Origin of the sequence: Pseudomonas sp. R84 (assembly GCF_009834515.1) — a bacterium.
Classification (GTDB): Bacteria; Pseudomonadota; Gammaproteobacteria; order Pseudomonadales; family Pseudomonadaceae; genus Aquipseudomonas.
Genome location: NZ_CP019426.1, coordinates 1,366,799 through 1,391,923, shown reverse-complemented (window position 1 = coordinate 1,391,923; position 25,125 = coordinate 1,366,799). Strand labels below are relative to the sequence as shown.

Genomic DNA, 25,125 nt, shown 5'->3' with positions numbered 1-25,125 from the left:
CTTTGCTTGCAGCTTGAAGCTTGTAACTTGGGGCTGCTTTTAGAAATGAATGACGGTACGGATGCTCTTGCCTTCGTGCATCAGGTCGAAGGCCTTGTTGATGTCTTCCAGACCCATGGTGTGGGTGATGAAAGTATCCAGCGGAATCTCGCCGCTCTGAGCCATGTCGACGTAGCTCGGCAACTCGGTACGGCCGCGCACGCCGCCGAACGCCGAACCGCGCCAGACGCGACCGGTGACCAACTGGAACGGACGGGTAGAGATTTCCTGACCGGCACCGGCGACACCGATGATGACCGACTCACCCCAACCTTTGTGGCAGCACTCAAGGGCGGCGCGCATCAGTTGCACGTTGCCGATGCACTCAAAGGAGAAGTCGACGCCGCCATCGGTCATGTCGACGATCACTTCCTGGATCGGACGATCGAAGTCCTTCGGGTTCACGCAGTCGGTGGCGCCGAGTTGCTTGGCGATCTCGAACTTGGCCGGGTTGATGTCGATGGCGATGATGCGCGCAGCCTTGGCTTTAACAGCGCCGATCACCGCTGACAGACCGATGCCGCCCAGACCGAAGATGGCCACGGTGTCACCCGGTTTGACCTTGGCGGTGTTGAGCACGGCACCGATACCGGTGGTGACGCCGCAGCCGAGCAGGCAGACCTTTTCCAGCGGTGCATCCTTGGAAATCTTGGCCACGGAGATTTCCGGCAACACGGTGTACTCCGAAAAGGTCGACGTGCCCATGTAGTGGAAAATCGTTTCGCCCTTGTAGGAAAAACGCGAAGTACCGTCCGGCATCAAGCCTTTGCCTTGAGTCGCGCGAATCGCCTGACACAGGTTGGTCTTGCCCGACTTGCAGAATTTGCACTGTCCGCATTCCGGGGTGTACAGCGGAATAACGTGATCGCCTACGGCAACCGAAGTCACGCCCTCGCCGATGGCTTCAACGATGGCGCCGCCTTCGTGGCCGAGGATCGACGGGAAGATGCCTTCCGGATCTGCACCGGACAGGGTGTAAGCGTCAGTGTGGCAAACACCGGAAGCGACTACGCGCAGCAAAACTTCACCGGCCTTGGGCATGGCGACATCGACTTCTACGATTTCCAGCGGCTTCTTGGCCTCGAAGGCAACGGCGGCGCGCGACTTGATCATGCTGACTCTCCAGTGAATCCAATGAATAAAAAACCAGACAAGGAGTGTAATACATAGCTTTACGATGAATAATCCGGACAAAAGCAAAACATTATTGCCACACAGGGATAATCCCGATGTCCGAAAATCGCTGGGAAGGCATCGACGAGTTCGTCGCCGTTGCTGAATGCAGCCAGTTCACTGCCGCCGCCGAACGTCTCGGGGTTTCGTCCTCGCACATCAGTCGACAAATCGTACGGCTGGAAGAACGCTTACAGACGCGCCTGCTCTATCGCAGTACCCGTCGGGTGACGCTGACCGAGGCCGGGCAGACCTTTCTGCAACATTGCCAACGCTTGCAGGACGGTCGCGAGGAAGCATTGCGCGCCGTCGGCGATCTGACCAGCGAACCGAAAGGCATGCTGCGCATGACCTGCGCCGTCGCGTATGGCGAACGCTTTATCGTGCCGCTGGTGACGCGATTCATGGGCCTGTATCCGCAGCTGCGCATCGATATCGAACTGAGCAACCGCCAGCTCGATCTGGTACATGAGGGGTTGGATCTGGCGATTCGCTTGGGGCGGCTTCAGGATTCGCGCTTGGTCGCGACGCGCTTGGCGCCTCGCCGCATGTTTCTCTGTGCTTCACCGTCCTACGTTGAGCGGTATGGGCGCCCACATAGTTTGTCGGAATTGAGTCGGCACAATTGCCTGATCGGCAGCTCGGACATCTGGCAGCTTGAGCAAAACGGGCGGGAATTTTCCCAGCGGGTGCAGGGCAACTGGCGCTGCAACAGTGGGCAAGCGGTGCTGGATGCGGCGCTTCAAGGCGTGGGGTTATGTCAGTTGCCTGACTATTACGTGCTGGAACATTTGCACAGTGGCGCGTTGATTTCGCTGCTGGAGGCGCATCAGCCGCCGAATACGGCGGTGTGGGCGCTTTACCCGCAGCAGCGGCATTTGTCGCCGAAGGTGCGCAAGTTGGTGGATTTTCTTAAGGAAGGGTTGGCTGAGCGGCCCGAATATCGAAGCTGAGTGATGGGTTGCCTGAACTATCGCTTTCGCGAGCAGGCTCGCTCCCACAGGGGATCGGCGGTGAATGCAAATTTGGGGTCAGGCGCAAATCAAATGTGGGAGCGAGCCTGCTCACGAATGCAATCAGAAAAGCGCCACTGCACTCAGCGGCGATTCGCCCAACGCTGGCGCAACCACTCCAGATCTTCAGGCCGGGTCACCTTGAGGTTATCCGCCCGCCCTTCAATCAGACGCGGCTTGAGACCTGCCCACTCCATAGCCGAAGCCTCATCGGTAATCACAGCATCAGCAACCAGACTGTCCGCCAGCGCCCGATGCAACGCACCCAGGCGGAACATCTGCGGCGTATACGCCTGCCAGATCACGCTGCGATCCACTGTCTCAACAACCCGACCGTGCTTGTCGACCCGCTTCAACGTGTCGCGCGCCGGCACCGCGAGCAAACCGCCCACCGGATCATCCGCCAGCTCATCCAGTAACTTGTCGAGATCTTCACGACTCAGATTCGGCCGTGCCGCATCGTGCACCAGCACCCAATCCTCATCATCGGCACCCTGCGCATGCAAATGCAGCAAGGCATTGAGTACCGAGCCGGAGCGCTCGGCCCCGCCTTCAACGCGTTGAATTCGCGGATCGCTGACGCAGGCCAGGTTCGGCCAGTAAGGATCATCAACCGCAAGACTGACCACCAGCCCTTTAAGGCTTGGGTGATCGAGGAAACAGCCGAGGCTGTGTTCGAGAATTGTGCGCCCGCCCAGTTGCAGGTATTGCTTGGGACGGTCCGCGGCCATTCGGGCACCGATGCCCGCGGCAGGAATCACGGCCCAGAAGGCCGGCAGGGAATTGATCATTGGGCCAACTGGTAAAGGGTTTCGCCGTCCTTGACCATGCCCAGTTCGTGACGAGCCCGCTCTTCAACGGTCTCCATGCCCTTTTTCAACTCGCTGACTTCAGCGTCCATCACTCGGTTGCGCTCCAGCAAACCTTCGTTCTCGGCGTGTTGATCAGCAATCTGCTGATTCAGCTCGGCGACTTGCGCCAGACTGCCATTGCCCACCCACAGGCGGTACTGCAGACCGGCCAGTAGCAAGAGCAAAACGAGAAACAACCAGTAAGGACTGCGCATCGAATATCAGGTATCCAGTGAAAAAAGACAGCCACGCCAAAACTTTGAAGCATCTGATAGCACGAAGCCTGGAAGACCCAGGCTTGTGCTGTTAAGGCATCAGATTAGTGGCAAATCCATCGCTGTCACGACTTTTTCGACACAATCCGGTGTCCTTCCATCGATTTGTACTTAGCCGCGGAATTCGCTGCGACCGTTGTACTTGGCCTTGCCATTCAACTGCTCTTCGATACGCAGCAGTTGGTTGTACTTGGAAACGCGGTCGGAACGGCACAGCGAACCGGTCTTGATCTGTCCAGCCGAGGTGCCAACGGCCAGGTCGGCAATGGTCGAATCTTCGGTTTCGCCCGAACGGTGCGAGATCACTGCAGTGTAACCGGCAGCCTTGGCCATCTGGATGGCTTCCAGGGTTTCGGTCAGGGTGCCGATCTGGTTGAACTTGATCAGGATCGAGTTGGCGATGTTTTTATCGATGCCCTCTTTCAGGATCTTGGTGTTGGTCACGAACAGGTCGTCGCCGACCAGTTGAACCTTCTCGCCGATCTTGTCGGTGAGGATCTTCCAGCCAGCCCAGTCGGACTCGTCCAGACCGTCTTCGATCGAGATGATCGGATAACGTTCGGTCAGGCCTTTGAGGTAGTCAGCGAAACCTTCAGCGGTGAACACCTGGCCTTCGCCGGACAGGTTGTACTTGCCGTCTTCGTAGAATTCGCTGGCCGCGCAGTCCAGCGCCAGGGTCACGTCGGTGCCCAGCTTGTAACCGGCGTTGGCAACGGCTTCGGAGATCACTTTCAACGCGTCTTCGTTGGACGCCAGGTTCGGTGCGAAACCGCCTTCGTCGCCAACGGCAGTGCTCAGGCCACGAGCCTTCAGTACAGCTTTCAAGTGATGGAAAATCTCGGTGCCCATGCGCAGACCTTCCGAGAACGACTTGGCGCCAACCGGCTGCACCATGAATTCCTGGATGTCGACGTTGTTATCGGCGTGCTCGCCACCGTTGATGATGTTCATCATCGGCACCGGCATCGAGTACACACCCGGGGTGCCGTTGAGGTTGGCGATGTGTGCGTACAGCGGCAGGTCCTGATCCTGCGCAGCCGCCTTGGCCGCAGCCAGGGACACGGCGAGGATGGCGTTGGCGCCCAGAGTTGCCTTGTTTTCGGTACCGTCGAGCTTGATCATCGCGTGATCCAAGGCTTTCTGGTCGCTTGGGTCGGTGCCCAGCAGCAGATCGCGGATCGGACCGTTGATGTTGGCTACCGCTTTGAGCACGCCCTTGCCCAGGTAACGGCTCTTGTCGCCATCACGCAGCTCGAGCGCTTCACGCGAGCCAGTGGATGCACCGGACGGCGCGCAAGCGCTGCCGATGATGCCGTTGTCGAGAAGCACGTCCGCTTCCACGGTGGGATTGCCACGGGAGTCGAGAACTTCACGACCTTTGATGTCGACGATTTTTGCCATTGTTGTAAACACTCCAAAGTTGACGAAAACGACGCAGCTAGAGGAAATCTTTTTACCGTCGGCAAGGGGTGTGCAGCGGGCAGACTTGCAGACGATAACGCTCATGCCCGAGGGCATGAGCGACAAATCGTGCGGTACTTTACCGGAGAATTGAGTGTTACGCGGTTTCTACCGTCGGAAAACTCTTAACCAGTTCGTCCAACGCTTTGAGCTGGACCAGGAATGGCTCCAGTTTGTCCAGACGCAAGGCGCAAGGGCCATCGCATTTGGCGTTGTCCGGATCCGGGTGCGCTTCGAGGAACAGACCTGCCAACGACTGGCTCATGCCCGCCTTGGCCAGATCCAGAACCTGTGCGCGGCGACCGCCGGCGGAGTCGGCACGACCACCCGGCATTTGCAGCGCGTGGGTCACGTCGAAGAATACCGGGTACTCGAACTGCTTCATGATGCCGAAGCCGAGCATGTCGACCACGAGGTTGTTGTAGCCGAAGCTCGAACCACGTTCGCAGAGGATCAGTTGATCGTTACCCGCTTCGACGCACTTGTTCAGGATGTGTTTCATTTCCTGAGGCGCGAGGAACTGGGCTTTCTTGATGTTGATCACTGCATTGGTCTTGGCCATCGCGACGACCAGATCGGTCTGGCGCGACAGGAAGGCCGGCAGTTGAATGATGTCGCAGACCTCAGCGACGACCGCGGCCTGATCAGGCTCATGGACGTCGGTGATGATCGGCACGCCGAAGGCTTGTTTGATGTCCTGGAAGATGCGCATGCCCTCTTCCAGGCCAGGACCACGATAAGAGGCCACAGAAGAACGGTTGGCCTTGTCGAAGCTGGCCTTGAACACGTAAGGGATGCCGAGTTTTTCGGTAACCTTCACGTACTCTTCGCAAACCTGCATGGCCATGTCGCGGCTTTCCAGCACGTTCATGCCGCCGAACAGCACCATGGGTTTGTCGTTGGCAATCTCGATGTCGCCGACGCGGATGATCTTCTGTGCCATCGGGGTTACGCCTTCTTCTGGTGTTGAGCCAACGCAGCTTTGACAAAACCACTGAACAGCGGATGGCCATCGCGTGGTGTCGAGGTGAACTCAGGGTGGAACTGGCAAGCGACGAACCATGGGTGATCGGCCGCTTCCACCACTTCAACCAGCGCAGCATCAGCGGAGCGACCGGAGATTTTCAGGCCGGCTTCGATCAGTTGTGGCAGCAGGTTGTTGTTCACTTCGTAACGGTGACGGTGACGCTCGACAATCACGTCCTTGCCGTAGCAGTCGTGCACCTTGGAGCCGGCTTCGAGCAGGCAGTCCTGAGCGCCGAGACGCATGGTGCCGCCCAGGTCGGACGATTCGGTACGCACTTCAACGGCACCGGTCGCGTCTTCCCACTCGGTGATCAGACCGACAACCGGATGGCCACTGGCGCGATCGAACTCGGTGGAGTTGGCGTCTTTCCAGCCCATCACGTTACGGGCGAACTCAATGACCGCCACTTGCATGCCGAGGCAGATACCCAGGTACGGAACCTTGTGTTCGCGAGCGTACTGAACCGCAGTGATCTTGCCTTCCACTCCGCGCAGACCGAAGCCGCCCGGCACGAGGATCGCATCAACACCTTCGAGCAGCGCAGTGCCCTGGTTTTCGATGTCTTCGGAATCGATGTAACGCAGATTGACCTTGGTGCGGTTGCTGATGCCGGCGTGACTCATCGCTTCGATCAGCGACTTGTAGGCGTCCAGCAGCTCCATGTACTTGCCGACCATGGCGATGGTCACTTCGTGCTCCGGGTTCAGCTTGGCGTCAACCACCGCTTCCCACTCGGACAGATCAGCGCTGCCGCATTGCAGACCGAAACGCTCAACGACGAAATCGTCCAGACCTTGCGAGTGCAGGATGCCCGGGATCTTGTAGATGGTGTCGGCGTCTTCCAGCGCGATCACCGCACGTTCTTCAACGTTGGTGAACTGAGCGATCTTGCGACGCGACGAGATGTCGATCGGGTGATCGGAACGGCATACCAGCACGTCTGGCTGCAGACCGATCGAACGCAGCTCTTTTACCGAGTGCTGGGTTGGTTTGGTCTTGGTTTCGCCAGCGGTGGCGATGTACGGCACCAGAGTCAGGTGCATCAGCATCGCGCGCTTGGCGCCGACTTCGAAACGCAGTTGACGAATGGCTTCGAGGAACGGTTGCGACTCGATGTCACCGACGGTGCCACCGATTTCAACCATCGCCACGTCAGCGTCACCGGCACCCTTGATGATGCGGCGCTTGATTTCGTCGGTGATGTGCGGAATCACCTGGATGGTTGCACCCAGGTAGTCACCACGGCGCTCTTTGCGCAGCACGTGCTCGTAGACACGGCCAGTGGTGAAGTTGTTGTTCTGGGTCATGGTCGTGCGGATGAACCGCTCGTAGTGGCCCAGGTCCAGGTCGGTTTCGGCGCCGTCGTGGGTGACGAACACTTCACCGTGCTGGAACGGGCTCATCGTGCCCGGGTCGACGTTGATGTACGGGTCCAGCTTCAGCATGGTGACCTTAAGTCCCCGCGCCTCCAGGATGGCCGCCAATGAAGCCGATGCAATGCCTTTCCCCAATGAAGAAACAACACCGCCCGTGACGAATATGTAGCGCGTCATGAAAAACCCTAGAAGTCTGCGTTAAAGCGGTACGAGCCGCCGGGGAAAGCGAAGGAAGGCCGAAGCCCCCGATCACCTGCATTAATCACAGTGCACCTTTCAAAAAAACCGCCGCGTTGGGACAGACCGGCAGGTGAAACACCGGTACGTTGCTCGCTACACATTTTTTGGAATCGCCCAGCAAAGACTGCTTGGTAATCGGCAACTCCTGCAATTCAGGCGAATCCACAGAAGTTGTATCAAGAAGGGAGCGTAGTCTACCGGAATGCTCCTTTCAGCTCAAACCTTGATCTTCGTCTGTTGGCAGCCAATGCAATTTCCAGCCGTCCTGCGCAGGGCCATCAAGTCCCGGCAGGTTCGCCACCGCGAGCAATTCATCGTCACGAAACAGCAGCGGCAATCTGCCACGCACGAAGCCCGGCACCGCGCGCTCATTGAGCAGGCGCTTGAGATCACGGTGACCGCGATCCGCCAGATGCATGACTTCGCCACCCTGACGATAGGCAATGCGCAACGGCCCGACAGGGCTCTGCCCGCTGAACGCGACACGACCATTATCGGCCAAGCGTAGCGCTGACGCCGGCGTCTGCCAGTCGCCGCCGATCATCGGCGTGCGCAGCCAGTAGCCGCTGAGCCACCAGAGGCGTCCGGCGCTGCGGTGTAACTCGCCGTCGGCCAGACGCCAGACCGGTACCGCATCAGCAGCGGCATCACACAGATTTGTCCAACCCGACCAATGGTCGGTGTCGGGTAAGCGAGTCATTGGTTCCAGCCAGTGACTGAGGGCGTTGCGTTGGCGGGCGGCAGACAGCACAGCCAGCGGCGCCAGTTCCAGCGACGGCAGCCCCAGCCATTCGAAACCATGCGCGGTGGCGGCGGTTGCCAGATCGATCTGCGCCAACTCATCGAGCAGACCCTGTGCCTCACGCAGATGCGCGGCACTGCGAGCCATGCTTGTCTGCGCTTGCGGCCAGCGCTCGCTCAGCAACGGCATGACCTGATGCCGCAGGTAATTGCGCGAGAACTGCCGATCCTGATTCGATGGGTCTTCGATCCAGTTCAAGTGATGAGCCTGCGCATACGCTTCCAGCTCGGAACGAGAGACATCCAGTAACGGACGAATCAGTGTGCCCTGCCCGACTGGTCGCTGCTTGGGCATCCCCGCCAATCCGCGCACACCCGCACCACGCATGAATCGAAACAACAGCGTTTCCGCTTGATCATCACGATGCTGGCCAGTGAGCAACACGTCATTGGCTTGCGTCAGCGCACAGAACACGGCGTATCGCGCATTCCGCGCCGCCCGCTCCAGACTCGCGCCCGGTTGCACCCTCACCCGCTCAATCAGCAACGGCACCCCCAACGCATCGCAGACAGACTGGCAGTGTTGTGGCCACGCATCAGCCGCAGCCTGAAGGCCGTGATGGATATGGATGGCGCTTAGCGCAGGGAGGGATTCAGATTTTGCCAGAGAGGCAAGCAGATGCAGCAGGACGGTGGAATCAAGACCACCGGAAAACGCGATGCGCCAATGAGCGGCATTGCGCCAAGGCTCAAGGTTAAGCAACAGCCGGGAAGGCAAATCAATCATGGACTGACCCATATTTAACTCTTTGCCCCAAAACAAATGTAGGAGTGAGCCTGCTCGCGATAGCGGTGTGACAGCCAACACATTGGTTGAATGTTACACCCTCATCGCGAGCAGGCTCACTCCTACAGGGGTATTGCGCTCGACTTAGAGACCGTAGCTCATCAGTCGATCATAACGGCGCTTCAACAGCGCTTCGTTATCGAACTTCTTCAGCATCGCCAGTTGCGAGCTCAGCTCGGCACGGATCGATGCAGCGGCGGCAGCCGGATCACGGTGCGCGCCGCCCAGAGGCTCGCCAATCACCTTGTCGACAATGCCCAGGCCTTTCAGGCGCTCAGCGGTGATGCCCATCGCCTCAGCAGCATCAGGCGCCTTTTCGGCGGTTTTCCACAGAATCGAAGCGCAACCTTCTGGCGAGATCACCGCGTAGGTCGAGTATTGCAGCATGTTCAATTGATCGCAGACACCGATAGCCAGTGCACCACCGGAACCACCTTCACCGATAACGGTGGCGATGATCGGGGTCTTCAGGCGCGACATCACGCGCAGGTTCCAGGCAATCGCTTCGCTCTGGTTACGCTCTTCAGCGTCAATACCCGGGTAGGCACCCGGGGTGTCGATGAAGGTCAGGATCGGCATTTTGAAACGCTCGGCCATTTCCATCAGACGGCATGCCTTGCGGTAGCCTTCCGGACGTGGCATGCCGAAGTTGCGGCGCACCTTCTCGCGCACTTCGCGGCCTTTCTGGTGACCGATGATCATCACCGGCTGATCCTCCAGACGGGCGATGCCGCCAACGATTGCTGCGTCGTCAGAGAAGTGACGGTCGCCGTGCAGTTCGTCGAACTCGGTGAAGATGTGCTGGATGTAGTCCAGGGTGTACGGGCGTTTCGGGTGACGCGCCAGGCGTGCGATCTGCCAGCTGGTCAGCTTGCCGAAGATGTCTTCGGTCAGCGTCTTGCTCTTGTCCTGCAGGCGGGAGATCTCATCGCCGATATTCAGCGAATTGTCATTACCGACCAAGCGCAACTCTTCGATCTTGGCTTGCAGGTCGGCGATCGGCTGTTCGAAATCTAGAAAATTCGGGTTCATAGGCGTCCGTCTTGGGTCGTGTCCCAAATGAGCTTGGGTCGGCCGGTTGTCTATTCGCGCCCTACCTTAAGGGAGAGGCGCGCTGAGGTCGAGATTAAAAATTCAGGTGGCGGGCGAGCGCAATGATGGCACTCGCCGGTCAACGGTATTGGAGGAAGACGTTGTCTCGCCCGAACTGGTCACGCAGTGCTTGAATCAACGCATCTGCCGGGTCGATCCGCCAGGTCTCGCCAAACTGCAGCAAGGTCTTCGCATCCGGGCTGGTGTACTCCATGGTCACCGGGCACGCGCCGCGATGACGCTTGAGCAAATCACCCAACCAGCGTAGCTGATCGCCTTTCAGGTCCTGGGTTTGCAGCTTCAGGCGCAGGCTTTCGGCGAGGTTGGTCCGGGCGTCTTCCATGCTCATCACGCGCTTGACCCGCAGCTTCAGGCCGCCGGAGAAGTCGTCATTGCTGACCTCGCCTTCGACGACCACCATCGCGTCAGTCTGCAACAACGACTGCGCCGCATGGAACGACTCGGAAAACAGCGAGGCCTCGATGCGTCCAGAGCGGTCATCCAGGGTGATGAACCCCATCTTGTCGCCCTTCTTGTTCTTCATGACCCGCAGCGCAATGATCATGCCCGCTACGGTCTGGGTATCACGCGCCGGTTTCAGATCAATGATGCGCTGGCGGGCGAAACGACGGATTTCACCTTCGTATTCATCAATCGGGTGACCGGTCAGGTACAGGCCCAGGGTGTCTTTCTCCCCTTTGAGCCGCTCCTTGAGCGTCAACTCCTTGGCCTTGCGATGGTTGGCGTAAACGTCAGCGTCTTCTTCGACGAACAGTCCACCGAACAGGTCCGAGTGCCCGCTGTCCTGAGTGCGTGCAGTTTGTTCGGCGGCCTTGATCGCCTCTTCCATGGCTGTCAGCAGCACCGCGCGGTTGCGGTCGATGTTGGCTTGGTAGGCTTTTTGCTCATCGTGGAAGTACGGGCCAAGGCGATCCAGAGCGCCGCTGCGGATCAAGCCGTCGAGCGTGCGTTTGTTGATGCGCTTGAGGTCGACCCGGGCGCAGAAATCGAACAGATCCTTGAACGGCCCCGCCAGACGCGCCTCAGTGATCGCCTCAACCGGCCCCTCGCCTACGCCTTTGATCGCGCCCAGGCCATAGATGATCCGGCCCTCATCATTCACCGTGAACTTGAATTCCGAAGTATTCACATCCGGCGCGTCGAGGCGCAGCTTCATGGTGCGAATTTCTTCGATCAAGGTCACGACCTTGTCGGTATTGTGCATGTCCGCCGACAGTACCGCGGCCATGAACGGCGCCGGGTAATGGGTTTTCAGCCAAGCGGTCTGGTACGACACCAGACCGTAAGCAGCGGAGTGAGACTTGTTGAAGCCGTAACCGGCGAATTTTTCCACCAGGTCGAAAATGTTACCGGCGAGGTCGGCGTCGATATTGTTGGTCTTGCAACCCTCAATGAAACCGCCGCGTTGCTTGGCCATTTCTTCGGGTTTTTTCTTACCCATCGCCCGACGCAGCATGTCTGCACCGCCGAGGGTGTAACCGGCCATGACCTGAGCAATCTGCATCACCTGTTCCTGATACAGGATGATGCCGTAAGTCGGCGCCAGAACAGGCTTGAGGCCTTCGTACTGGTAGTCCGAGTGCGGGTACGCCAGTTCGGCGCGACCGTGCTTACGGTTGATGAAGTCATCCACCATGCCGGACTGCAGCGGGCCCGGACGGAACAGGGCCACCAGTGCGATCAAGTCTTCGAGGCAGTCGGGCTTGAGCTTTTTGATCAGCTCTTTCATGCCGCGCGATTCAAGCTGGAACACCGCGGTGGTTTCAGCTTTCTGCAACAACGAGTACGTCGGTTTGTCGTCCAGCGGGATAAACGCAATATCCAGCGGCGGTTCGTTGACCTTGGCGCGGTCGCGGTTGATGGTCTTCAGCGCCCAGTCGATCACCGTCAGCGTACGCAGACCGAGGAAGTCGAACTTCACCAGACCGGCCGCTTCAACGTCGTCCTTGTCGAACTGGGTTACCAGACCGTCGCCGGCCTCATCGCAATAGATCGGCGAGAAGTCGGTCAGCTTGGTCGGCGCGATCACCACACCACCAGCGTGTTTACCGACGTTACGCACGACGCCCTCGAGCTTGCGCGCCATCTCCCAGATTTCCGCAGCCTCTTCATCGACCTTGATGAAGTCACGGAGGATTTCTTCCTGCTCGTAGGCTTTTTCCAGGGTCATACCGACTTCGAACGGAATCATCTTCGACAGACGATCCGCCAGGCCATAGGACTTGCCCTGCACCCGCGCCACGTCACGCACCACCGCTTTTGCGGCCATGGAACCGAAGGTGATGATCTGGCTTACCGCGTTGCGGCCGTACTTCTCGGCCACGTAATCGATCACGCGGTCACGACCGTCCATGCAGAAGTCGACGTCGAAGTCGGGCATCGATACCCGTTCCGGGTTAAGGAAACGTTCGAACAGCAGGTCGTATTCCAGCGGGTCGAGGTCGGTGATCTTCTGCACGTAGGCCACCAGCGACCCGGCACCCGACCCACGGCCCGGACCTACCGGTACGCCGTTGTTCTTGGCCCACTGGATAAAGTCCATAACGATCAGGAAGTAGCCGGGGAAGCCCATCTGGATGATGATATCCAGCTCGAAATTCAAGCGGTCGACGTAGACCTGACGCTTGGCTTCGTAGTCTTCGGTGGTGTCTTTGGGTAGCAGCACCGACAAGCGTTCTTCGAGACCGTCGAAGGAGACTTTACGGAAGTATTCGTCGATGGTCATACCATCAGGAATCGGGAAGTTGGGCAAAAAGTGCGTGCCCAGTTTGACTTCGATATTGCAGCGCTTGGCGATCTCGACGGTGTTTTCAATCGCGTCAGGAATATCGCTGAACAGCTCGATCATTTCCTCGGCGCTTTTCAGGTATTGCTGATCGCTGTAATTCTTCGAACGCCGCGGATCGTCGAGGGCGCGGCCCTCACCGATGCATACGCGGGTTTCGTGGGCGGCGAAGTCTTCCTGCTTGATGAAACGTACATCGTTGGTCGCCACCAGAGGCGCGCCAAGTTTGTCGGCAAGTGCGACGGCACCGTGCAGTTGTTCTTCATCGTTAGGACGATTGGTGCGCTGGATTTCCAGATAGAAGCGATCCGGGAACACCGCCATCCATTCCCGCGCCAGCACTTCGGCTTCTGCCGGGTTGCCGCCAATCATGGCCATGCCGATCTCGCCTTCTTTGGCGGCGGACAGCATGATCAAGCCTTCGTTGGCTTCAGCAACCCATTCACGCTCGACAATGATCATGCCGTTGCGCTGGCCTTCGATGAATCCGCGCGAGATCAGCTCGGTGAGGTTGCGATAGCCCTTGGCGTTCATCACCAACAGGCTGAGCCGGCTCAGCGGTGCGTCCGGATCCTTGTTCGACAGCCACAGGTCGGCGCCGCAGATCGGCTTGATGCCTGCGCCCATGGTGTTTTTATAGAATTTGACCAGAGAACACATGTTGTTCTGGTCGGTGACCGCGACCGCCGGCATGTTCATGGCCGTCAGCGCCTTGACCAGTGGCTTGATCCGCACCAGCCCATCGACCAGGGAGTATTCAGTGTGCAGGCGTAGATGAACGAATGAAGCCGGCATAGTGATCCTGTCCAGTTACATAGAGACAACAAGGCCCGGATTGTACCGGGCCTCGAACAAAACATCAGCCTTGCGACTAAACCTGTGTCAGGCCTTCGAGCGCTTCATAAGCCTGACGCACCGGGGCGAACGAGCGCCGGTGAATCGGCGTCGGGCCAAGACGCACCAACGCTTCCAGATGAACGGGCGTCGGGTAGCCTTTATGGCCACCGATGCCGTAACCCGGGTAGATCAATTCGAAGGCGGCCATTTCGCGATCGCGGCTGACTTTGGCCAGAATCGATGCGGCAGCGATGGCTGGAACCTTGCCGTCGCCCTGCACGACCGCTTCGGCACGCATCGGCAATTGCGGGCAGCGGTTGCCGTCGATCATCGCCAGCTTCGGCTGAATGTGCAGGCCGGCCACTGCACGCTGCATGGCCAGCATGGTCGCGTGGAGAATGTTGAGCTCGTCGATTTCTTCGACTTCGGCGCGAGCGATGCACCAGCTCAGGGATTTCTCGATGATCTCGTCGTAGAGCTTTTCACGCTTGGCTTCAGTGAGTTTTTTCGAGTCGTTGAGGCCCAGGATCGGCCGATTCGGATCGAGGATCACCGCCGCCGTGACCACGGCACCGCACAACGGACCACGACCGACTTCATCGACACCGGCGACCAGTTCTTCGACTTCGGCGACCAGAGTGAAATCCAGGCCCATCTGCATGCTTGTCTTGCTCATCGTGTCTGACCGATCAGGTTAAGGACGGCGTCCGCCGCCTGATTGGAGGCATCCAGCCGCAGCGTGCGGTGAATCTCATCAAAGCCGCGCGTCTGTTCTTCGCCGCCTTCGATCAATGGCGACAGGGTCTGTGCCAGCGCCTCGACTGTTGCATCATCCTGCAATAATTCTGGAACCAGCAGTCGCTGGGCCAGCAGATTCGGCAAGGACACGTACGGGCTCTTGACCATCCGCTTCAGAATCCAGAACGTCAGCGGTGCCAAACGGTACGCCACGACCATCGGCCGCTTGTACAACAGTGCTTCAAGGGTGGCGGTGCCGGAGGCGATCAACACGGCGTTGCACGCAGCCAGAGCCAGATGCGATTTGCCATCGAGCAGGGTCACCGGCAGATCCCGGCCTGCGAGCAGCTCTTCAAGCTGCGCGCGGCGTTCGGCATTGGCGCACGGAATGACAAAGCGCAAACCCGGGCGCATCGCACGCAGACGTTCGGCAGTATCAAGGAACAGCACACCCAGTCGAGACACTTCGCCGCCACGGCTGCCGGGCATCAACGCCACCAGCGGGCCGTCAGGCAAGCCCAGCTCGGCACGCGCCGCAGCACGATCGGCCTCCAGCGGAATGGTGTCGGCCAGTGTGTGGCCAACGAACCGCACCGGCACGCCTTTCTCTTCGTAGAATTTTGCTTCGAACGGCAGCAGCGTCAACATCAGATCGCAGCCTTCGCGAATCTTCAGCACCCGTTTCTGCCGCCATGCCCATACCGAAGGGCTGACGTAATGCACGGTCTTGATCCCGGCCTGACGCAGCTTGAGTTCGATATTGAGGTTGAAATCCGGCGCATCGATACCGATGAACACATCCGGCTTCTCGGCGATCAGCGTGGCGATCAGGTCCTTGCGGCGCTTAAGCAGCTCGCGCAACCGACCGAGGACTTCCACCAGCCCCATGACCGACAAGCGCTCCATGGGAAAGTAGGACGTCAGGCCTTCGGCCTGCATCAACGGGCCGCCGACGCCGATGAACTCGACGGCTGGATGCTGCACCTTGAGCGCGCGCATGAGACCGGCGCCGAGAATGTCACCGGAAGCTTCACCTGCCACCAGCGCAATACGCAGATTGGCCATGATCAGCGAGTGATGCCGCGAGTCGACGACTGAATGGAGTCACGGAATATCGCGACTTCCGGGAACTGCGCAGCAGGTTCGACCAGTTCGGCCAGTGCCTGCTCGACCGTGAGGCCTTGGCGATAGACGGTTTTGTAAGCGCGACGCAGGGTGTGGATCGCGTCCTCGCTGAAACCGCGACGGCGCATGCCTTCGAAGTTCATGCTGCGCGCTTCGGCAGGGTTGCCGAACACGGTGACGAACGCCGGAACGTCCTTGCCGATGGCGGTGCCCATGCCGGAAAAGCTGTGGGCGCCAATGTGGCAATACTGGTGAACAAGGGTGAACCCGGAGAGGATCGCCCAGTCATCCACATGCACATGGCCGGCCAACGCCGTGTTGTTGACCAGAATGCAGTGGTTACCGATGACACTGTCATGCCCGATGTGAGCGTAAGCCATGATCAGGTTGTGATCGCCCAGCGTGGTTTCCGAACGGTCCTGAACGGTGCCACGGTGGATCGTCACGCCTTCACGGATGACATTGTGGTCACCGATCACCAGACGGGTTTCTTCGCCTTTGTACTTCAGATCGGGCGTGTCTTCGCCTACCGAGGAAAACTGGTAGATGCGATTGTGCTTGCCGATGCGGGTCGGGCCTTTGAGGATGACATGCGGCCCGATCACGGTACCCTCGCCGATTTCCACACCTGCGCCGATGATCGACCACGGGCCGACCTCGACGCCATCAGCCAGAACGGCCGACGGATCGATGATTGCGCGAGGGTCAATCAAACTCATAGCTTGCGTTCCGCGCAGATGATTTCAGCGGAGCAGACTGGCTTGCCGTCGACCGAAGCCTGGCATTCGAACTTCCAGATCTGACGCTTGCAGCTGATGAACTTGGCTTCAAGGATCAACTGATCGCCCGGCAACACCGGCTGACGGAAGCGCAGCTTGTCGGAGCCGACGAAGTAGTAAAGCGTGCCGTCGGCAGGCTTCACATCAAGCATTTTGAAACCGAGGATCCCGGCAGCCTGAGCCATCGCTTCGATGATCAGCACGCCCGGCATGATTGGATGCGCAGGGAAGTGACCATTGAAGAACGGTTCATTGATGCTGACATTCTTGTAGGCGCGAATGCGCTTGCCTTCAGTGTCCAGTTCCACCACCCGATCCACCAGCAGGAACGGGTAACGGTGAGGCAGGTATTCGCGAATCTCGTTGATGTCCATCATTTCGGGGGGAAGCCTATGTAAAGATTGGGAGCGCGACTGACGCGCACTCCTCTAGCAAATCAAGGAGGCAGTCTAGAGGCTGTGCACACTTGATATGGAAATGGTATCAGCCATCTGATGAAGCATTGCCGTCAGGGGTCACTTCCCCTACGCGCTTTTCCAGCTGTTTCAAACGTCGCGCGATGTCATCGAGCTGACGAATGCGGGCCGCGCTTTTGCGCCATTCGGCCGCCGGTTGCATGGCTGTACCGGAAGAATAGGCACCCGGCTCGGTAATCGAGTGGGTCACCATGGTCATCCCGGTCAGGAAAACGTTGTCGCAAATATCAATGTGGCCGACCAGACCGACACCACCGGCCAGCATGCAATGCTTGCCGATTTTGGTGCTACCGGAAATGCCAACACACGCGGCCATGGCGGTGTGATCACCGACCTGAACGTTGTGGGCGATCTGGATCTGGTTGTCGAGCTTAACGCCATTGCCGATCACGGTATCGGCCAACGCACCGCGGTCGATGGCGGTGTTCACGCCAATCTCGACATCGTCGCCGATGGTCACGCCACCGATCTGGGCGATTTTCTGCCAGATGCCTTTTTCGTTGGCGAAACCGAAACCTTCGCCGCCGAGCACGGCACCGGACTGGATAACCACGCGCTTGCCGATCCGCACGTCGTGATACAGCGTTACGCGGGGCGCTAGCCAACCGCCTTCGCCGATTTCACTGCGCGCGCCGATGAAGCAATGCGCGCCCAATGCCACGTTTGCCGCGATCCGCGCACCGGCCTCGATCACCACGAATGGGCCGATGCTGGCGGTTGGATCAACCACTGCGTCAGGCGCAATGACCGCCGACGGATGGATACCCGCAGCGGCTTTTGGCTTGGGATCGAACAGATGCGAGATTCGCGCGTAAGCCAGGTAAGGATCCGGCACCACCAACGCATTACCGGCAAAACCTTCGGCATCGGCCTCTTTGAGCAGCAATGCAGCGGCCTGCGAGCCGGGGAGGTATTTGCGATATTGAGGGTTTGCCAGAAAGCTCAACTGAGCTGGGCCAGCCTCTTGCAAAGTGGCTAGCCCAGTAATTTTCGTCTCAGGGTCGCCACGCAGGGTGGCGCCGAGGAACTCGGCCAACTGGCCGAGCTTGATAGTCACGGTCATGGGTTACTTCAGCTGATTCATGCGCTCGATAACCTGGCGCGTGATGTCGTACTGAGGTTTGACATCGATCACTGCACCACGCTCGAACACCAGATCAAAACCACCTTTCTTGATGACTTCTTCCACTGCGCTATCCAGTTTCGGCTTCAGTTGCTTGAGCATTTCTCGGTCGGCAACAGCTTTGGCTTCGTTCAGCTCCTTGGACTGGAACTGGAAGTCACGGGCCTTTTGCTTGAATTCCAGCTCCAGACGCTCACGTTCACCTTGCTGCATTTTGTCGCCACCGGCCATCAGACGATCCTGAATACCCTTGGCGCTGCTTTCCAGGGTTTTCAGCTTGGTCAGTTGCGGACCGAACTTCTTCTCGGCATCCACGGCGTACTTTTTCGCAGCGTCGGATTCCAGCAAGGCCATCTGATAGTTCAGAACGGCAATTTTCATGTCGGCAAATGCCGGGCCTGCCACCATCAAGGAGGCCAGGAGAACCAATTGAGTCAACTTACGCACGATGCACTCCTACAAAATCCATTGTCGTTATCTTGGGTCAGACGCTTAGAACGTCTGGCCGAGGGAGAATTGGAACACTTGAGTTTCAGCCTCATCCGGCTTCTTGATCGGCATGGCCAACGCGAAGCTCAGAGGACCCAGTGCGGTGACCCAGGTCACACCCACACCCACGGAACTGGCCATGTTGCTCAGGCTGATGTCGTTGCACTTGGTGTTCGACGACGAGCCGTTGGCATTGGTAGTGTCCTTGCACTGCGAGTCAAATACGTTACCCACATCCCAGAATACCGAAGTCCGCAGGGAGCGCTGATCTTTCACGAATGGCAGCGGGAACAGAACCTCGACACCACCCTGGATCAGAACGTTACCACCGAACGGCAGCGGATCCTGATCCGGGTCAAGACGCGTACCCGGGTTTGTGCCACGGCTTGGCGTACTGCGTGGACCGAGTGTGCTGTCCTTGAAGCCACGAACCGAGTTGAAACCACCAGCATAGTAGTTTTCATAGAACGGCAAGCCGTCAGTCCCGCCGTAACCGTCGCCATAACCCAATTCGGTGTGCAGACGCAGGGTGTAGTTCTCGCTGATCGGCTGGAACAGCTGGCCGCGGTAATCAAGTTTGTAGAACGAAAGGTCGCTGCCCGGCACGGTGGTTTCCAGGGTCAGGCTCTGGGAACGGCCGCGGGTCGGCAGTACGCCTTTGTTCAGTGTCGATTCGGACCAGCCGGCTGACGCCTTGAAGTTCAGGTACTTGTCGCCTTCCTTGTTAACGAAGTCGAAAATCTCGTCAACGGTGTAGGTACCGGTCTTGATCTCGTCCTGTTGAACCGAGAGGCCAAAGGTCAGACGCGAAGTTTCGCTGATCGGGTAGCCAACGTTGACGCCGGCACCCAGGCTGTCTACCGCATAGCTTGCTACATCGACGTCGAGGTCTTTGTAGTCAGTGGTGCGATAGAACGCGTTGTAACCCAGGCTCACGCCATCGGCGGTCCAGTAGGGGTCAACGTAGCCGAAGTTGTAGCGGCTTTGATATTCGCTACGGGTCAGGCCGATGCTGACGCGGTTACCAGTACCGAGGAAGTTGTTCTGGGTGATCGAACCACCGAGGATCAGACCGGCACTCTGGGCGAAACCGACACTGGCGGTAATCGAACCGGAAGCCTGTTCTTCAACTGCATAGTTCACGTCAACCTGGTCGTCGACACCTGGCACAGCCGGGGTTTCAACGTTGACCTCTTTAAAGAAGCCCAGACGCTCAAGACGAGTCTTGGATTGGTCGATCAGGTAGGTCGAAGCCCAGCCACCTTCCATCTGACGCATTTCACGACGCAGCACTTCGTCCTCGGACTTGGTGTTGCCACGGAAGTTGATGCGGTTGACGTAGGCACGCTTGCCCGGATCAACAGCAAACAGGATATCGACGGTGTGGTCATCATCATGCGGCTGAGGTACGCCGTTGACGTTGGCGAAGGTGTAGCCCTCGTTACCCAGACGACGTGTGATCAGCTCGGACGTGGTGGTCATCAGCTTGCGCGAGAACACTTGGCCTTTCTGCACCAGCAGCAGGGACTTGACCTGATCTTCAGGAACCTTCAGGTCACCGCTGAGTTTGACGTCACGAACGGTGTATTTCTCGCCTTCGGTGACGTTGACAGTGATGTAGACGTGCTTCTTGTCCGGGGTGATGGAAACCTGGGTCGAAGCGATATCCATGTTGATATAGCCACGGTCCAGATAGTAGGAACGCAGACGCTCCAGGTCACCGGAAAGCTTTTCACGGGCGTACTTGTCGTCGTTCTTGAAGAACGACAACCAGTTGGTGGTTTTCAGCTCGAACAGGTCGGTCAGGTCTTCCTCGGGGAAAACCGTGTTGCCCACCACGTTGATGTGCTGAATGGCCGCAACGGTACCTTCGTTGATCTTCACTTTCAGACCAACACGGTTACGCGGCTGCGACACCACTTCGGTATCAACGGTAGCCGAGTAGCGGCCTTGCGCGACGTACTGACGTTGCAGCTCGTTACGCACACCTTCGAGGGTGGCGCGCTGGAAGATCTCGCCCTCAGCCAGACCAGACTGTTTGAGACCTTTCATCAAGTCTTCAGTGGAGATCGCTTTGTTGCCTTCGATCTCGATACTGGCGACCGACGGGCGTTCAACGACCGTGATTACCAGAACGTTGCCTTCGCGGCCCAGCTGGATATCTTGAAAGAAACCGGTTTTGAACAACGCACGAGTGGATTCCACCAGGCGACGATCATCCGCCTGCTCACCGACGTTCAACGGCAAGGCACCAAAGACGCTACCCGCGGAGACCCGCTGGAGGCCATTGACGCGAATATCAGAGATAGTGAAGGACTCGGCGTGAACTTCGGCGATCATCAATACGGTGAGAACCGCAGTTAGCAGCAGACGTTTCATGAAGTCCTTTCTTATTCCAACTGGCAATAAACAAACTGCCGCAAAATGCGGCAGATTCGCAATTCAGCGAAGCGTTACAGTCGACCCAGATCGTTGACCAGAGCTAGCAACATCACCCCGACCACCAAACTGATACCGATCTGTATCCCCCAACCTTGCACCCGATCCGACAAGGGACGACCACGCGCCCACTCGATCAGATAAAACAACAAATGCCCCCCATCCAGTACAGGAATGGGCAGCAAATTCAGAACGCCCAGGCTAATACTCAGATAAGCAAGGAAATTCAGGAAATCAGCGACGCCCGACTGGGCAGAAGCGCCCGCCACTTTAGCAATGGTTATCGGTCCACTCAAGTTTTTTACCGAGAGCTCGCCGAACAGCATTTTCTTTAGCGAATCGAGCGTCAGAATGCTCATGGTCCAAGTGCGACGGGCACCCTCGCCAATGGCAGCCAGAGGCCCGTAACTGACCTCACGAATCATCTCCGGCGGCCAGTCGATCGCTTTTACACCTGCACCCAGATATCCGCTTGGCGATTTGCTTTCACCGCGCGCCGCCAGAGTAACAGGGACGTCGATTTGAGCACTGTCGCGCTCGATGCGCAGCATGATTTTGGTATCAGGACGCGTACGAACCGTATCGACCACCTGCTGCCAGTCATTCAGCGCCTGGCCGTCGAGTGCCAACAGGCGATCACCGGTCTTCAGACCAGCAGCCTGGGCCGGACCTTTCGGATCAAGTTCGGCAAGCACCGGTGGCAAAGCCGGGCGCCACGGACGAATACCCAAAGAGCGGATCGGGTCTGGCTCATCAGCACCTTTAAGCCAGTTATCCAGCTTCAGTTCACGCGGCGAATCCGCTGTCGAACCCTGCTCACGCACCAGCAACTGCAGAGAACCGCTTTCGCCCAGGCGCCGGACCAACTGCAGATTGACGGCCGCCCAACCGGTAGTCGGCTCTCCATCGATAGCGACGATCTCCTCACCCGCGTTCAAACCGGCACTGGCGGCGATACTGCCGGATTCAACCGCACCGATGACCGGACGCACCTGCTCGCTGCCGAGCATCGCCAACACCCAGAAGAACACCAGCGCCAAGAGAAAATTGGCAATGGGGCCGGCCGCAACAATGGCGATACGCTGACGCACGGATTTGCGGTTGAACGATTGATCAAGCTGATCGACCGGGACTTCGCCCTCACGCTCATCGAGCATTTTGACGTAGCCACCCAGCGGAATCGCGGCAACCACAAACTCGGTGCCCTGCTTGTCGTGCCAGCGCAACAACGGCATGCCAAAGCCCACGGAGAAACGTAGAACCTTGACGCCACAGCGACGCGCGACCCAGAAGTGGCCGAATTCGTGAAAGGTGACCAGCACACCCAAGGCGATCAGGGTGCCGGCAATCATATAGAGCGCGCTCATCTACTTTCTCCGCAATCCTGTTCAGTGCCGCGTGTAGCCATTGTGTAGCAAATTCTATCGATCGTGGCGCTTCAACCACTGTTCGGCCAGAACTCGCGCCTTGGCGTCTGCCGTAAATACGGCATCGAGATCCGCCAATGCTACGACCGGCTCGAGGCTCAAGACTTCTTCGATGATACTCGCGATTTCCAGGTAACGAACCCGTCCGTCGAGAAACGCCGCCACCGCCACTTCGTTGGCTGCGTTCAGCATCGCCGGAGCACTGTCACCCGCCTCGGCAGCTTGCCGTGCCAAACGCAGACAAGGGAAACGCTCTTCATCGGGCGCTTCGAAGTCCAGACGCGCCACAGCAAACAAATCCAGCGGTGCCACGCCGGAATCAATGCGCTGCGGCCAGGCCAGGGCATTGGCGATCGGCGTGCGCATGTCGGGATTACCCAACTGCGCCAGCACCGAGCCATCGACATAATCGACCAGCGAGTGAATCACGCTCTGCGGGTGAATCACCACCTCGACCTGCGAAGGCTTGGCATCAAACAACCAACAGGCCTCGATCAGCTCGAGACCTTTATTCATCATGCTGGCCGAATCGACCGAAATCTTGCGCCCCATGGACCAGTTCGGGTGAGCACACGCCTGCTCTGGTGAAACATGCGCCAGCTCACTCATCGGCGTCTGTCGGAACGGACCACCAGAGGCTGTGAGTAAAATCCGACGGACACCGACCGAACTCAATCCACGGGCAAAATCCTGTGGCATGCACTGAAAAATCGCGTTGTGCTCGCTATCGATCGGCAGCAGCACCGAACCACTCTTGCGCACTGCCTGCATGAACAGAGCGCCGGACATCACCAGCGCCTCTTTATTGGCCAGAAGAATCTTCTTGCCCGCTTCGACAGCCGCCAGGGTGGGACGCAGCCCTGCCGCACCAACGATCGCCGCCATCACTGCATCGACTTCCGGAGCAGCAGCGACCTGACACAGGCCCTCCTCCCCCACCAGCACACGGGTCGGTAAACCGGCGGCACGCAAATCATCTTGCAAACCGCGCGCGGCGGAAGCTTCCGGCACCACGGCAAATTGCGGCACGTGACGCACGCACAGGGCGAAAAGCTCAGTCAGGCGCGTGAAGCCACTCAGCGCGAACACCTGATAACGCTCAGGATGGCGGGCAATGACATCCAGCGTACTCAGACCGATCGAGCCGGTCGCACCCAGAACGGTGATCTGTTGAGGACGACTCACGGCGCAGCCATCCACAGCAGCACGGCAAACACCGGGATGGCCGCTGTCAGGCTGTCGATACGATCAAGTACGCCGCCATGACCAGGCAGCAGGTTACTGCTGTCCTTGATGCCGGACTGACGCTTGAACATGCTTTCGGTCAGGTCGCCAACCACGGAGATAAAGACGATCAGCGCAGCGCCAATCAAGCCTTTAAGCAACTCGGCGACGGTCCAGTCGCGGACAAACGCGACAATGGCGGTAATCACCAGACTCAACGCCAGGCCACCGTATACGCCTTCCCAGCTTTTGCCCGGACTGACTTGCGGGGCCAGCTTGCGCTTGCCGAATTTGCGACCGGAGAAATAAGCCCCGATATCGGCACCCCAGACCAGCACCATCACAGCCATGATCAGCCAGTTACCCAGCGGGTACTGCTTGATCTGCACCAGGCCTTGCCAGGCCGGTAGCAGAATCAACAGACCGATGACCAGCTTGGTAGCGGCGCTAGACCAATGCACGCTGGAATGTGGATAGGTCAGCACCAGCCATGTTGCCACCGCCCACCACAGCACAGAAGCACCCAGCACCCACGGGGCAAGCCCGGGCAGGATGTACATGATAAACAGCATGAACGCGACCACGGCGGCAAAACCCACGCGGAACGCTTGCCCGGTGAAGCCTGCCAGACGCGCCCATTCCCACGCCCCCAAAGTCACGACCAGACCGATAAACAAGGCAAAACCGGAGCCTTCCAGCAGGAAAAACCCGCACAAGGCAATCGGCAGCAGGATCAGTGCAGTGATGATTCGTTGTTTAAGCATTAAACCCGGGCTCCAGCTTCAACCTGCTCGCTCGTTTTACCGAAGCGACGCTGGCGTGAAGCGAAATCGGCCAGCGCATTGCGCATGGCATCGTGTTTGAAGTCCGGCCAGAACAGGTCGGAGAAGTACAACTCGGCGTAAGCCAGTTGCCACAGCAGGAAGTTGCTGATGCGGTGTTCGCCACCGGTACGGATGCACAGGTCCGGCAATGGCAGATCGCCGGTCGCCAGACAGGTTTGCAGCAGATCCGGGGTAATGTCTTCCGGGCGCAGGTGCCCGGCCTGGACTTCACGCGCCAGACGCTGGGCAGCCTGTGCAATATCCCACTGACCGCCGTAATTGGCAGCGATCTGCAGGATGAACCGGTTCGCACCCGCCGTCATCGCTTCGGCTTCACGCATTGCTGCCTGAAGCTCCGGATGAAAGCGCGAACGATCGCCGATGATACGCAGGCTGATGTTGTTGTCGTTGAGGCGCTTGGCTTCACGACGCAAGGCCTTGAAGAACAGATCCATCAAGGCACTGACTTCATCGGCCGGACGCTGCCAGTTCTCACTGGAAAACGCGAACAGGGTGAGCACTTCGACCTTGGCCTCGGCACACACCTCGATCACGGCCCGCACAGCATCCACACCCGCTTTATGCCCGGCGACACCCGGCATAAAGCGTTTTTTCGCCCAGCGATTGTTGCCATCCATGATGATCGCGACATGGCGCGGCACCGCGGACGGCGCAGTCTGCTTGGTCTTGTCCATTTAAAGCT

General features: G+C 58.5%; 21 protein-coding genes. 1 reads left to right on the top strand and 20 read right to left on the bottom strand.

Annotated features, from left to right (window positions below; genetic code table 11):
- Window positions 1–39: 39 nt before the first annotated feature.
- Window positions 40–1,152, bottom strand: coding sequence for an S-(hydroxymethyl)glutathione dehydrogenase/class III alcohol dehydrogenase (locus PspR84_RS06170; protein ID WP_008081726.1), 1,113 nt, complete (start codon window positions 1,150–1,152; stop codon window positions 40–42).
- A 116-nt stretch (window positions 1,153–1,268) separates the two neighbouring features.
- Between PspR84_RS06170 and PspR84_RS06165 the strand changes: the two genes are divergently transcribed.
- On the top strand, window positions 1,269–2,165 hold the full coding sequence (locus PspR84_RS06165; protein ID WP_034156318.1) for a LysR substrate-binding domain-containing protein: 897 nt from the start codon (window positions 1,269–1,271) through the stop codon (window positions 2,163–2,165).
- A gap of 143 nt (window positions 2,166–2,308) precedes the next feature.
- On the opposite strand, the gene ispD is transcribed toward PspR84_RS06165, so the two are convergent.
- The 19 genes from ispD to uppS form a co-directional block, all read right to left on the bottom strand.
- Window positions 2,309–3,016 (bottom strand): 2-C-methyl-D-erythritol 4-phosphate cytidylyltransferase, encoded by a 708-nt coding sequence (gene ispD / locus PspR84_RS06160; protein ID WP_160056233.1) that lies wholly within the window; start codon window positions 3,014–3,016, stop codon window positions 2,309–2,311.
- Entirely contained in the window at window positions 3,013–3,291 is a 279-nt protein-coding gene (gene ftsB / locus PspR84_RS06155) for a cell division protein FtsB (RefSeq protein ID WP_007908838.1), read from the bottom strand. Before ftsB ends, ispD begins: the two co-directional genes overlap by 4 nt.
- Before the next feature lie 171 nt (window positions 3,292–3,462).
- Window positions 3,463–4,752: a phosphopyruvate hydratase gene (gene eno, locus PspR84_RS06150; protein ID WP_007908839.1), complete on the bottom strand. Its 1,290-nt coding sequence runs from the start codon at window positions 4,750–4,752 to the stop codon at window positions 3,463–3,465.
- A gap of 157 nt (window positions 4,753–4,909) precedes the next feature.
- Complete coding sequence (kdsA, locus tag PspR84_RS06145; RefSeq protein WP_160056231.1) at window positions 4,910–5,755, bottom strand: 3-deoxy-8-phosphooctulonate synthase; 846 nt, start codon at window positions 5,753–5,755, stop codon at window positions 4,910–4,912.
- A 5-nt stretch (window positions 5,756–5,760) separates the two neighbouring features.
- Window positions 5,761–7,392, bottom strand: a complete 1,632-nt coding sequence (locus PspR84_RS06140; protein ID WP_160056229.1) for a CTP synthase — start codon at window positions 7,390–7,392, stop codon at window positions 5,761–5,763.
- A gap of 274 nt (window positions 7,393–7,666) precedes the next feature.
- Window positions 7,667–8,995, bottom strand: coding sequence for a tRNA lysidine(34) synthetase TilS (gene tilS, locus PspR84_RS06135; RefSeq protein ID WP_160056227.1), 1,329 nt, complete (start codon window positions 8,993–8,995; stop codon window positions 7,667–7,669).
- Between the two features lie 132 nt (window positions 8,996–9,127).
- Window positions 9,128–10,075: an acetyl-CoA carboxylase carboxyltransferase subunit alpha gene (locus tag PspR84_RS06130; protein WP_158960639.1), complete on the bottom strand. Its 948-nt coding sequence runs from the start codon at window positions 10,073–10,075 to the stop codon at window positions 9,128–9,130.
- Between the two features lie 139 nt (window positions 10,076–10,214).
- A complete protein-coding gene (dnaE, locus tag PspR84_RS06125) occupies window positions 10,215–13,736 on the bottom strand; it encodes a DNA polymerase III subunit alpha (protein ID WP_160056225.1) in 3,522 nt (1,173 codons plus the stop codon).
- 76 nt (window positions 13,737–13,812) lie between these two features.
- Window positions 13,813–14,439, bottom strand: coding sequence for a ribonuclease HII (rnhB, locus tag PspR84_RS06120; protein WP_007908845.1), 627 nt, complete (start codon window positions 14,437–14,439; stop codon window positions 13,813–13,815).
- An 11-nt stretch (window positions 14,440–14,450) separates the two neighbouring features.
- Window positions 14,451–15,581, bottom strand: a complete 1,131-nt coding sequence (gene lpxB, locus PspR84_RS06115) for a lipid-A-disaccharide synthase (protein WP_160056223.1) — start codon at window positions 15,579–15,581, stop codon at window positions 14,451–14,453.
- Between the two features lie 2 nt (window positions 15,582–15,583).
- Window positions 15,584–16,360 carry an acyl-ACP--UDP-N-acetylglucosamine O-acyltransferase gene (gene lpxA, locus PspR84_RS06110; protein WP_064393182.1) on the bottom strand — a complete coding sequence of 259 codons (777 nt, stop codon included), beginning with the start codon at window positions 16,358–16,360 and terminating at the stop codon, window positions 15,584–15,586.
- Window positions 16,357–16,797: a 3-hydroxyacyl-ACP dehydratase FabZ gene (gene fabZ / locus PspR84_RS06105; RefSeq protein WP_003222142.1), complete on the bottom strand. Its 441-nt coding sequence runs from the start codon at window positions 16,795–16,797 to the stop codon at window positions 16,357–16,359. The genes lpxA and fabZ overlap by 4 nt, the downstream gene beginning before the upstream one ends.
- Window positions 16,798–16,903: 106 nt before the next feature.
- The gene (gene lpxD, locus PspR84_RS06100) at window positions 16,904–17,959 is read right to left on the bottom strand and encodes a UDP-3-O-(3-hydroxymyristoyl)glucosamine N-acyltransferase (RefSeq protein WP_160056221.1); all 1,056 of its coding nucleotides are present in this window, start codon (window positions 17,957–17,959) and stop codon (window positions 16,904–16,906) included.
- 3 nt (window positions 17,960–17,962) lie between these two features.
- Window positions 17,963–18,466 (bottom strand): OmpH family outer membrane protein, encoded by a 504-nt coding sequence (locus tag PspR84_RS06095; protein ID WP_007908849.1) that lies wholly within the window; start codon window positions 18,464–18,466, stop codon window positions 17,963–17,965.
- A gap of 45 nt (window positions 18,467–18,511) precedes the next feature.
- The gene (gene bamA, locus PspR84_RS06090; protein WP_160056219.1) at window positions 18,512–20,887 is read right to left on the bottom strand and encodes an outer membrane protein assembly factor BamA; all 2,376 of its coding nucleotides are present in this window, start codon (window positions 20,885–20,887) and stop codon (window positions 18,512–18,514) included.
- Between the two features lie 74 nt (window positions 20,888–20,961).
- On the bottom strand, window positions 20,962–22,314 hold the full coding sequence (rseP, locus tag PspR84_RS06085) for a sigma E protease regulator RseP (RefSeq protein ID WP_160056217.1): 1,353 nt from the start codon (window positions 22,312–22,314) through the stop codon (window positions 20,962–20,964).
- A 54-nt stretch (window positions 22,315–22,368) separates the two neighbouring features.
- On the bottom strand, window positions 22,369–23,559 hold the full coding sequence (ispC, locus tag PspR84_RS06080) for a 1-deoxy-D-xylulose-5-phosphate reductoisomerase (protein ID WP_160056215.1): 1,191 nt from the start codon (window positions 23,557–23,559) through the stop codon (window positions 22,369–22,371).
- Window positions 23,556–24,362 (bottom strand): phosphatidate cytidylyltransferase, encoded by an 807-nt coding sequence (locus PspR84_RS06075; RefSeq protein WP_160056213.1) that lies wholly within the window; start codon window positions 24,360–24,362, stop codon window positions 23,556–23,558. Before PspR84_RS06075 ends, ispC begins: the two co-directional genes overlap by 4 nt.
- Window positions 24,362–25,117, bottom strand: coding sequence for a polyprenyl diphosphate synthase (gene uppS, locus PspR84_RS06070; protein WP_007908854.1), 756 nt, complete (start codon window positions 25,115–25,117; stop codon window positions 24,362–24,364). The genes PspR84_RS06075 and uppS overlap by 1 nt, the downstream gene beginning before the upstream one ends.
- Between the last annotated feature and the right edge of the window lie 8 nt (window positions 25,118–25,125).

Coding starts and splice junctions, on each gene's coding strand:
- PspR84_RS06170 (WP_008081726.1), bottom strand. CDS start 1,152: ATGATCAAGTCGCGCGCCGCCGTTGCCTTCGAGGCCAAGAAGCCGCTG.
- PspR84_RS06165 (WP_034156318.1), top strand. CDS start 1,269: ATGTCCGAAAATCGCTGGGAAGGCATCGACGAGTTCGTCGCCGTTGCT.
- ispD (WP_160056233.1), bottom strand. CDS start 3,016: ATGATCAATTCCCTGCCGGCCTTCTGGGCCGTGATTCCTGCCGCGGGC.
- ftsB (WP_007908838.1), bottom strand. CDS start 3,291: ATGCGCAGTCCTTACTGGTTGTTTCTCGTTTTGCTCTTGCTACTGGCC.
- eno (WP_007908839.1), bottom strand. CDS start 4,752: ATGGCAAAAATCGTCGACATCAAAGGTCGTGAAGTTCTCGACTCCCGT.
- kdsA (WP_160056231.1), bottom strand. CDS start 5,755: ATGGCACAGAAGATCATCCGCGTCGGCGACATCGAGATTGCCAACGAC.
- PspR84_RS06140 (WP_160056229.1), bottom strand. CDS start 7,392: ATGACGCGCTACATATTCGTCACGGGCGGTGTTGTTTCTTCATTGGGG.
- tilS (WP_160056227.1), bottom strand. CDS start 8,995: ATGGGTCAGTCCATGATTGATTTGCCTTCCCGGCTGTTGCTTAACCTT.
- PspR84_RS06130 (WP_158960639.1), bottom strand. CDS start 10,075: ATGAACCCGAATTTTCTAGATTTCGAACAGCCGATCGCCGACCTGCAA.
- dnaE (WP_160056225.1), bottom strand. CDS start 13,736: ATGCCGGCTTCATTCGTTCATCTACGCCTGCACACTGAATACTCCCTG.
- rnhB (WP_007908845.1), bottom strand. CDS start 14,439: ATGCAGATGGGCCTGGATTTCACTCTGGTCGCCGAAGTCGAAGAACTG.
- lpxB (WP_160056223.1), bottom strand. CDS start 15,581: ATGGCCAATCTGCGTATTGCGCTGGTGGCAGGTGAAGCTTCCGGTGAC.
- lpxA (WP_064393182.1), bottom strand. CDS start 16,360: ATGAGTTTGATTGACCCTCGCGCAATCATCGATCCGTCGGCCGTTCTG.
- fabZ (WP_003222142.1), bottom strand. CDS start 16,797: ATGATGGACATCAACGAGATTCGCGAATACCTGCCTCACCGTTACCCG.
- lpxD (WP_160056221.1), bottom strand. CDS start 17,959: ATGACCGTGACTATCAAGCTCGGCCAGTTGGCCGAGTTCCTCGGCGCC.
- bamA (WP_160056219.1), bottom strand. CDS start 20,887: ATGAAACGTCTGCTGCTAACTGCGGTTCTCACCGTATTGATGATCGCC.
- rseP (WP_160056217.1), bottom strand. CDS start 22,314: ATGAGCGCGCTCTATATGATTGCCGGCACCCTGATCGCCTTGGGTGTG.
- PspR84_RS06075 (WP_160056213.1), bottom strand. CDS start 24,362: ATGCTTAAACAACGAATCATCACTGCACTGATCCTGCTGCCGATTGCC.
- uppS (WP_007908854.1), bottom strand. CDS start 25,117: ATGGACAAGACCAAGCAGACTGCGCCGTCCGCGGTGCCGCGCCATGTC.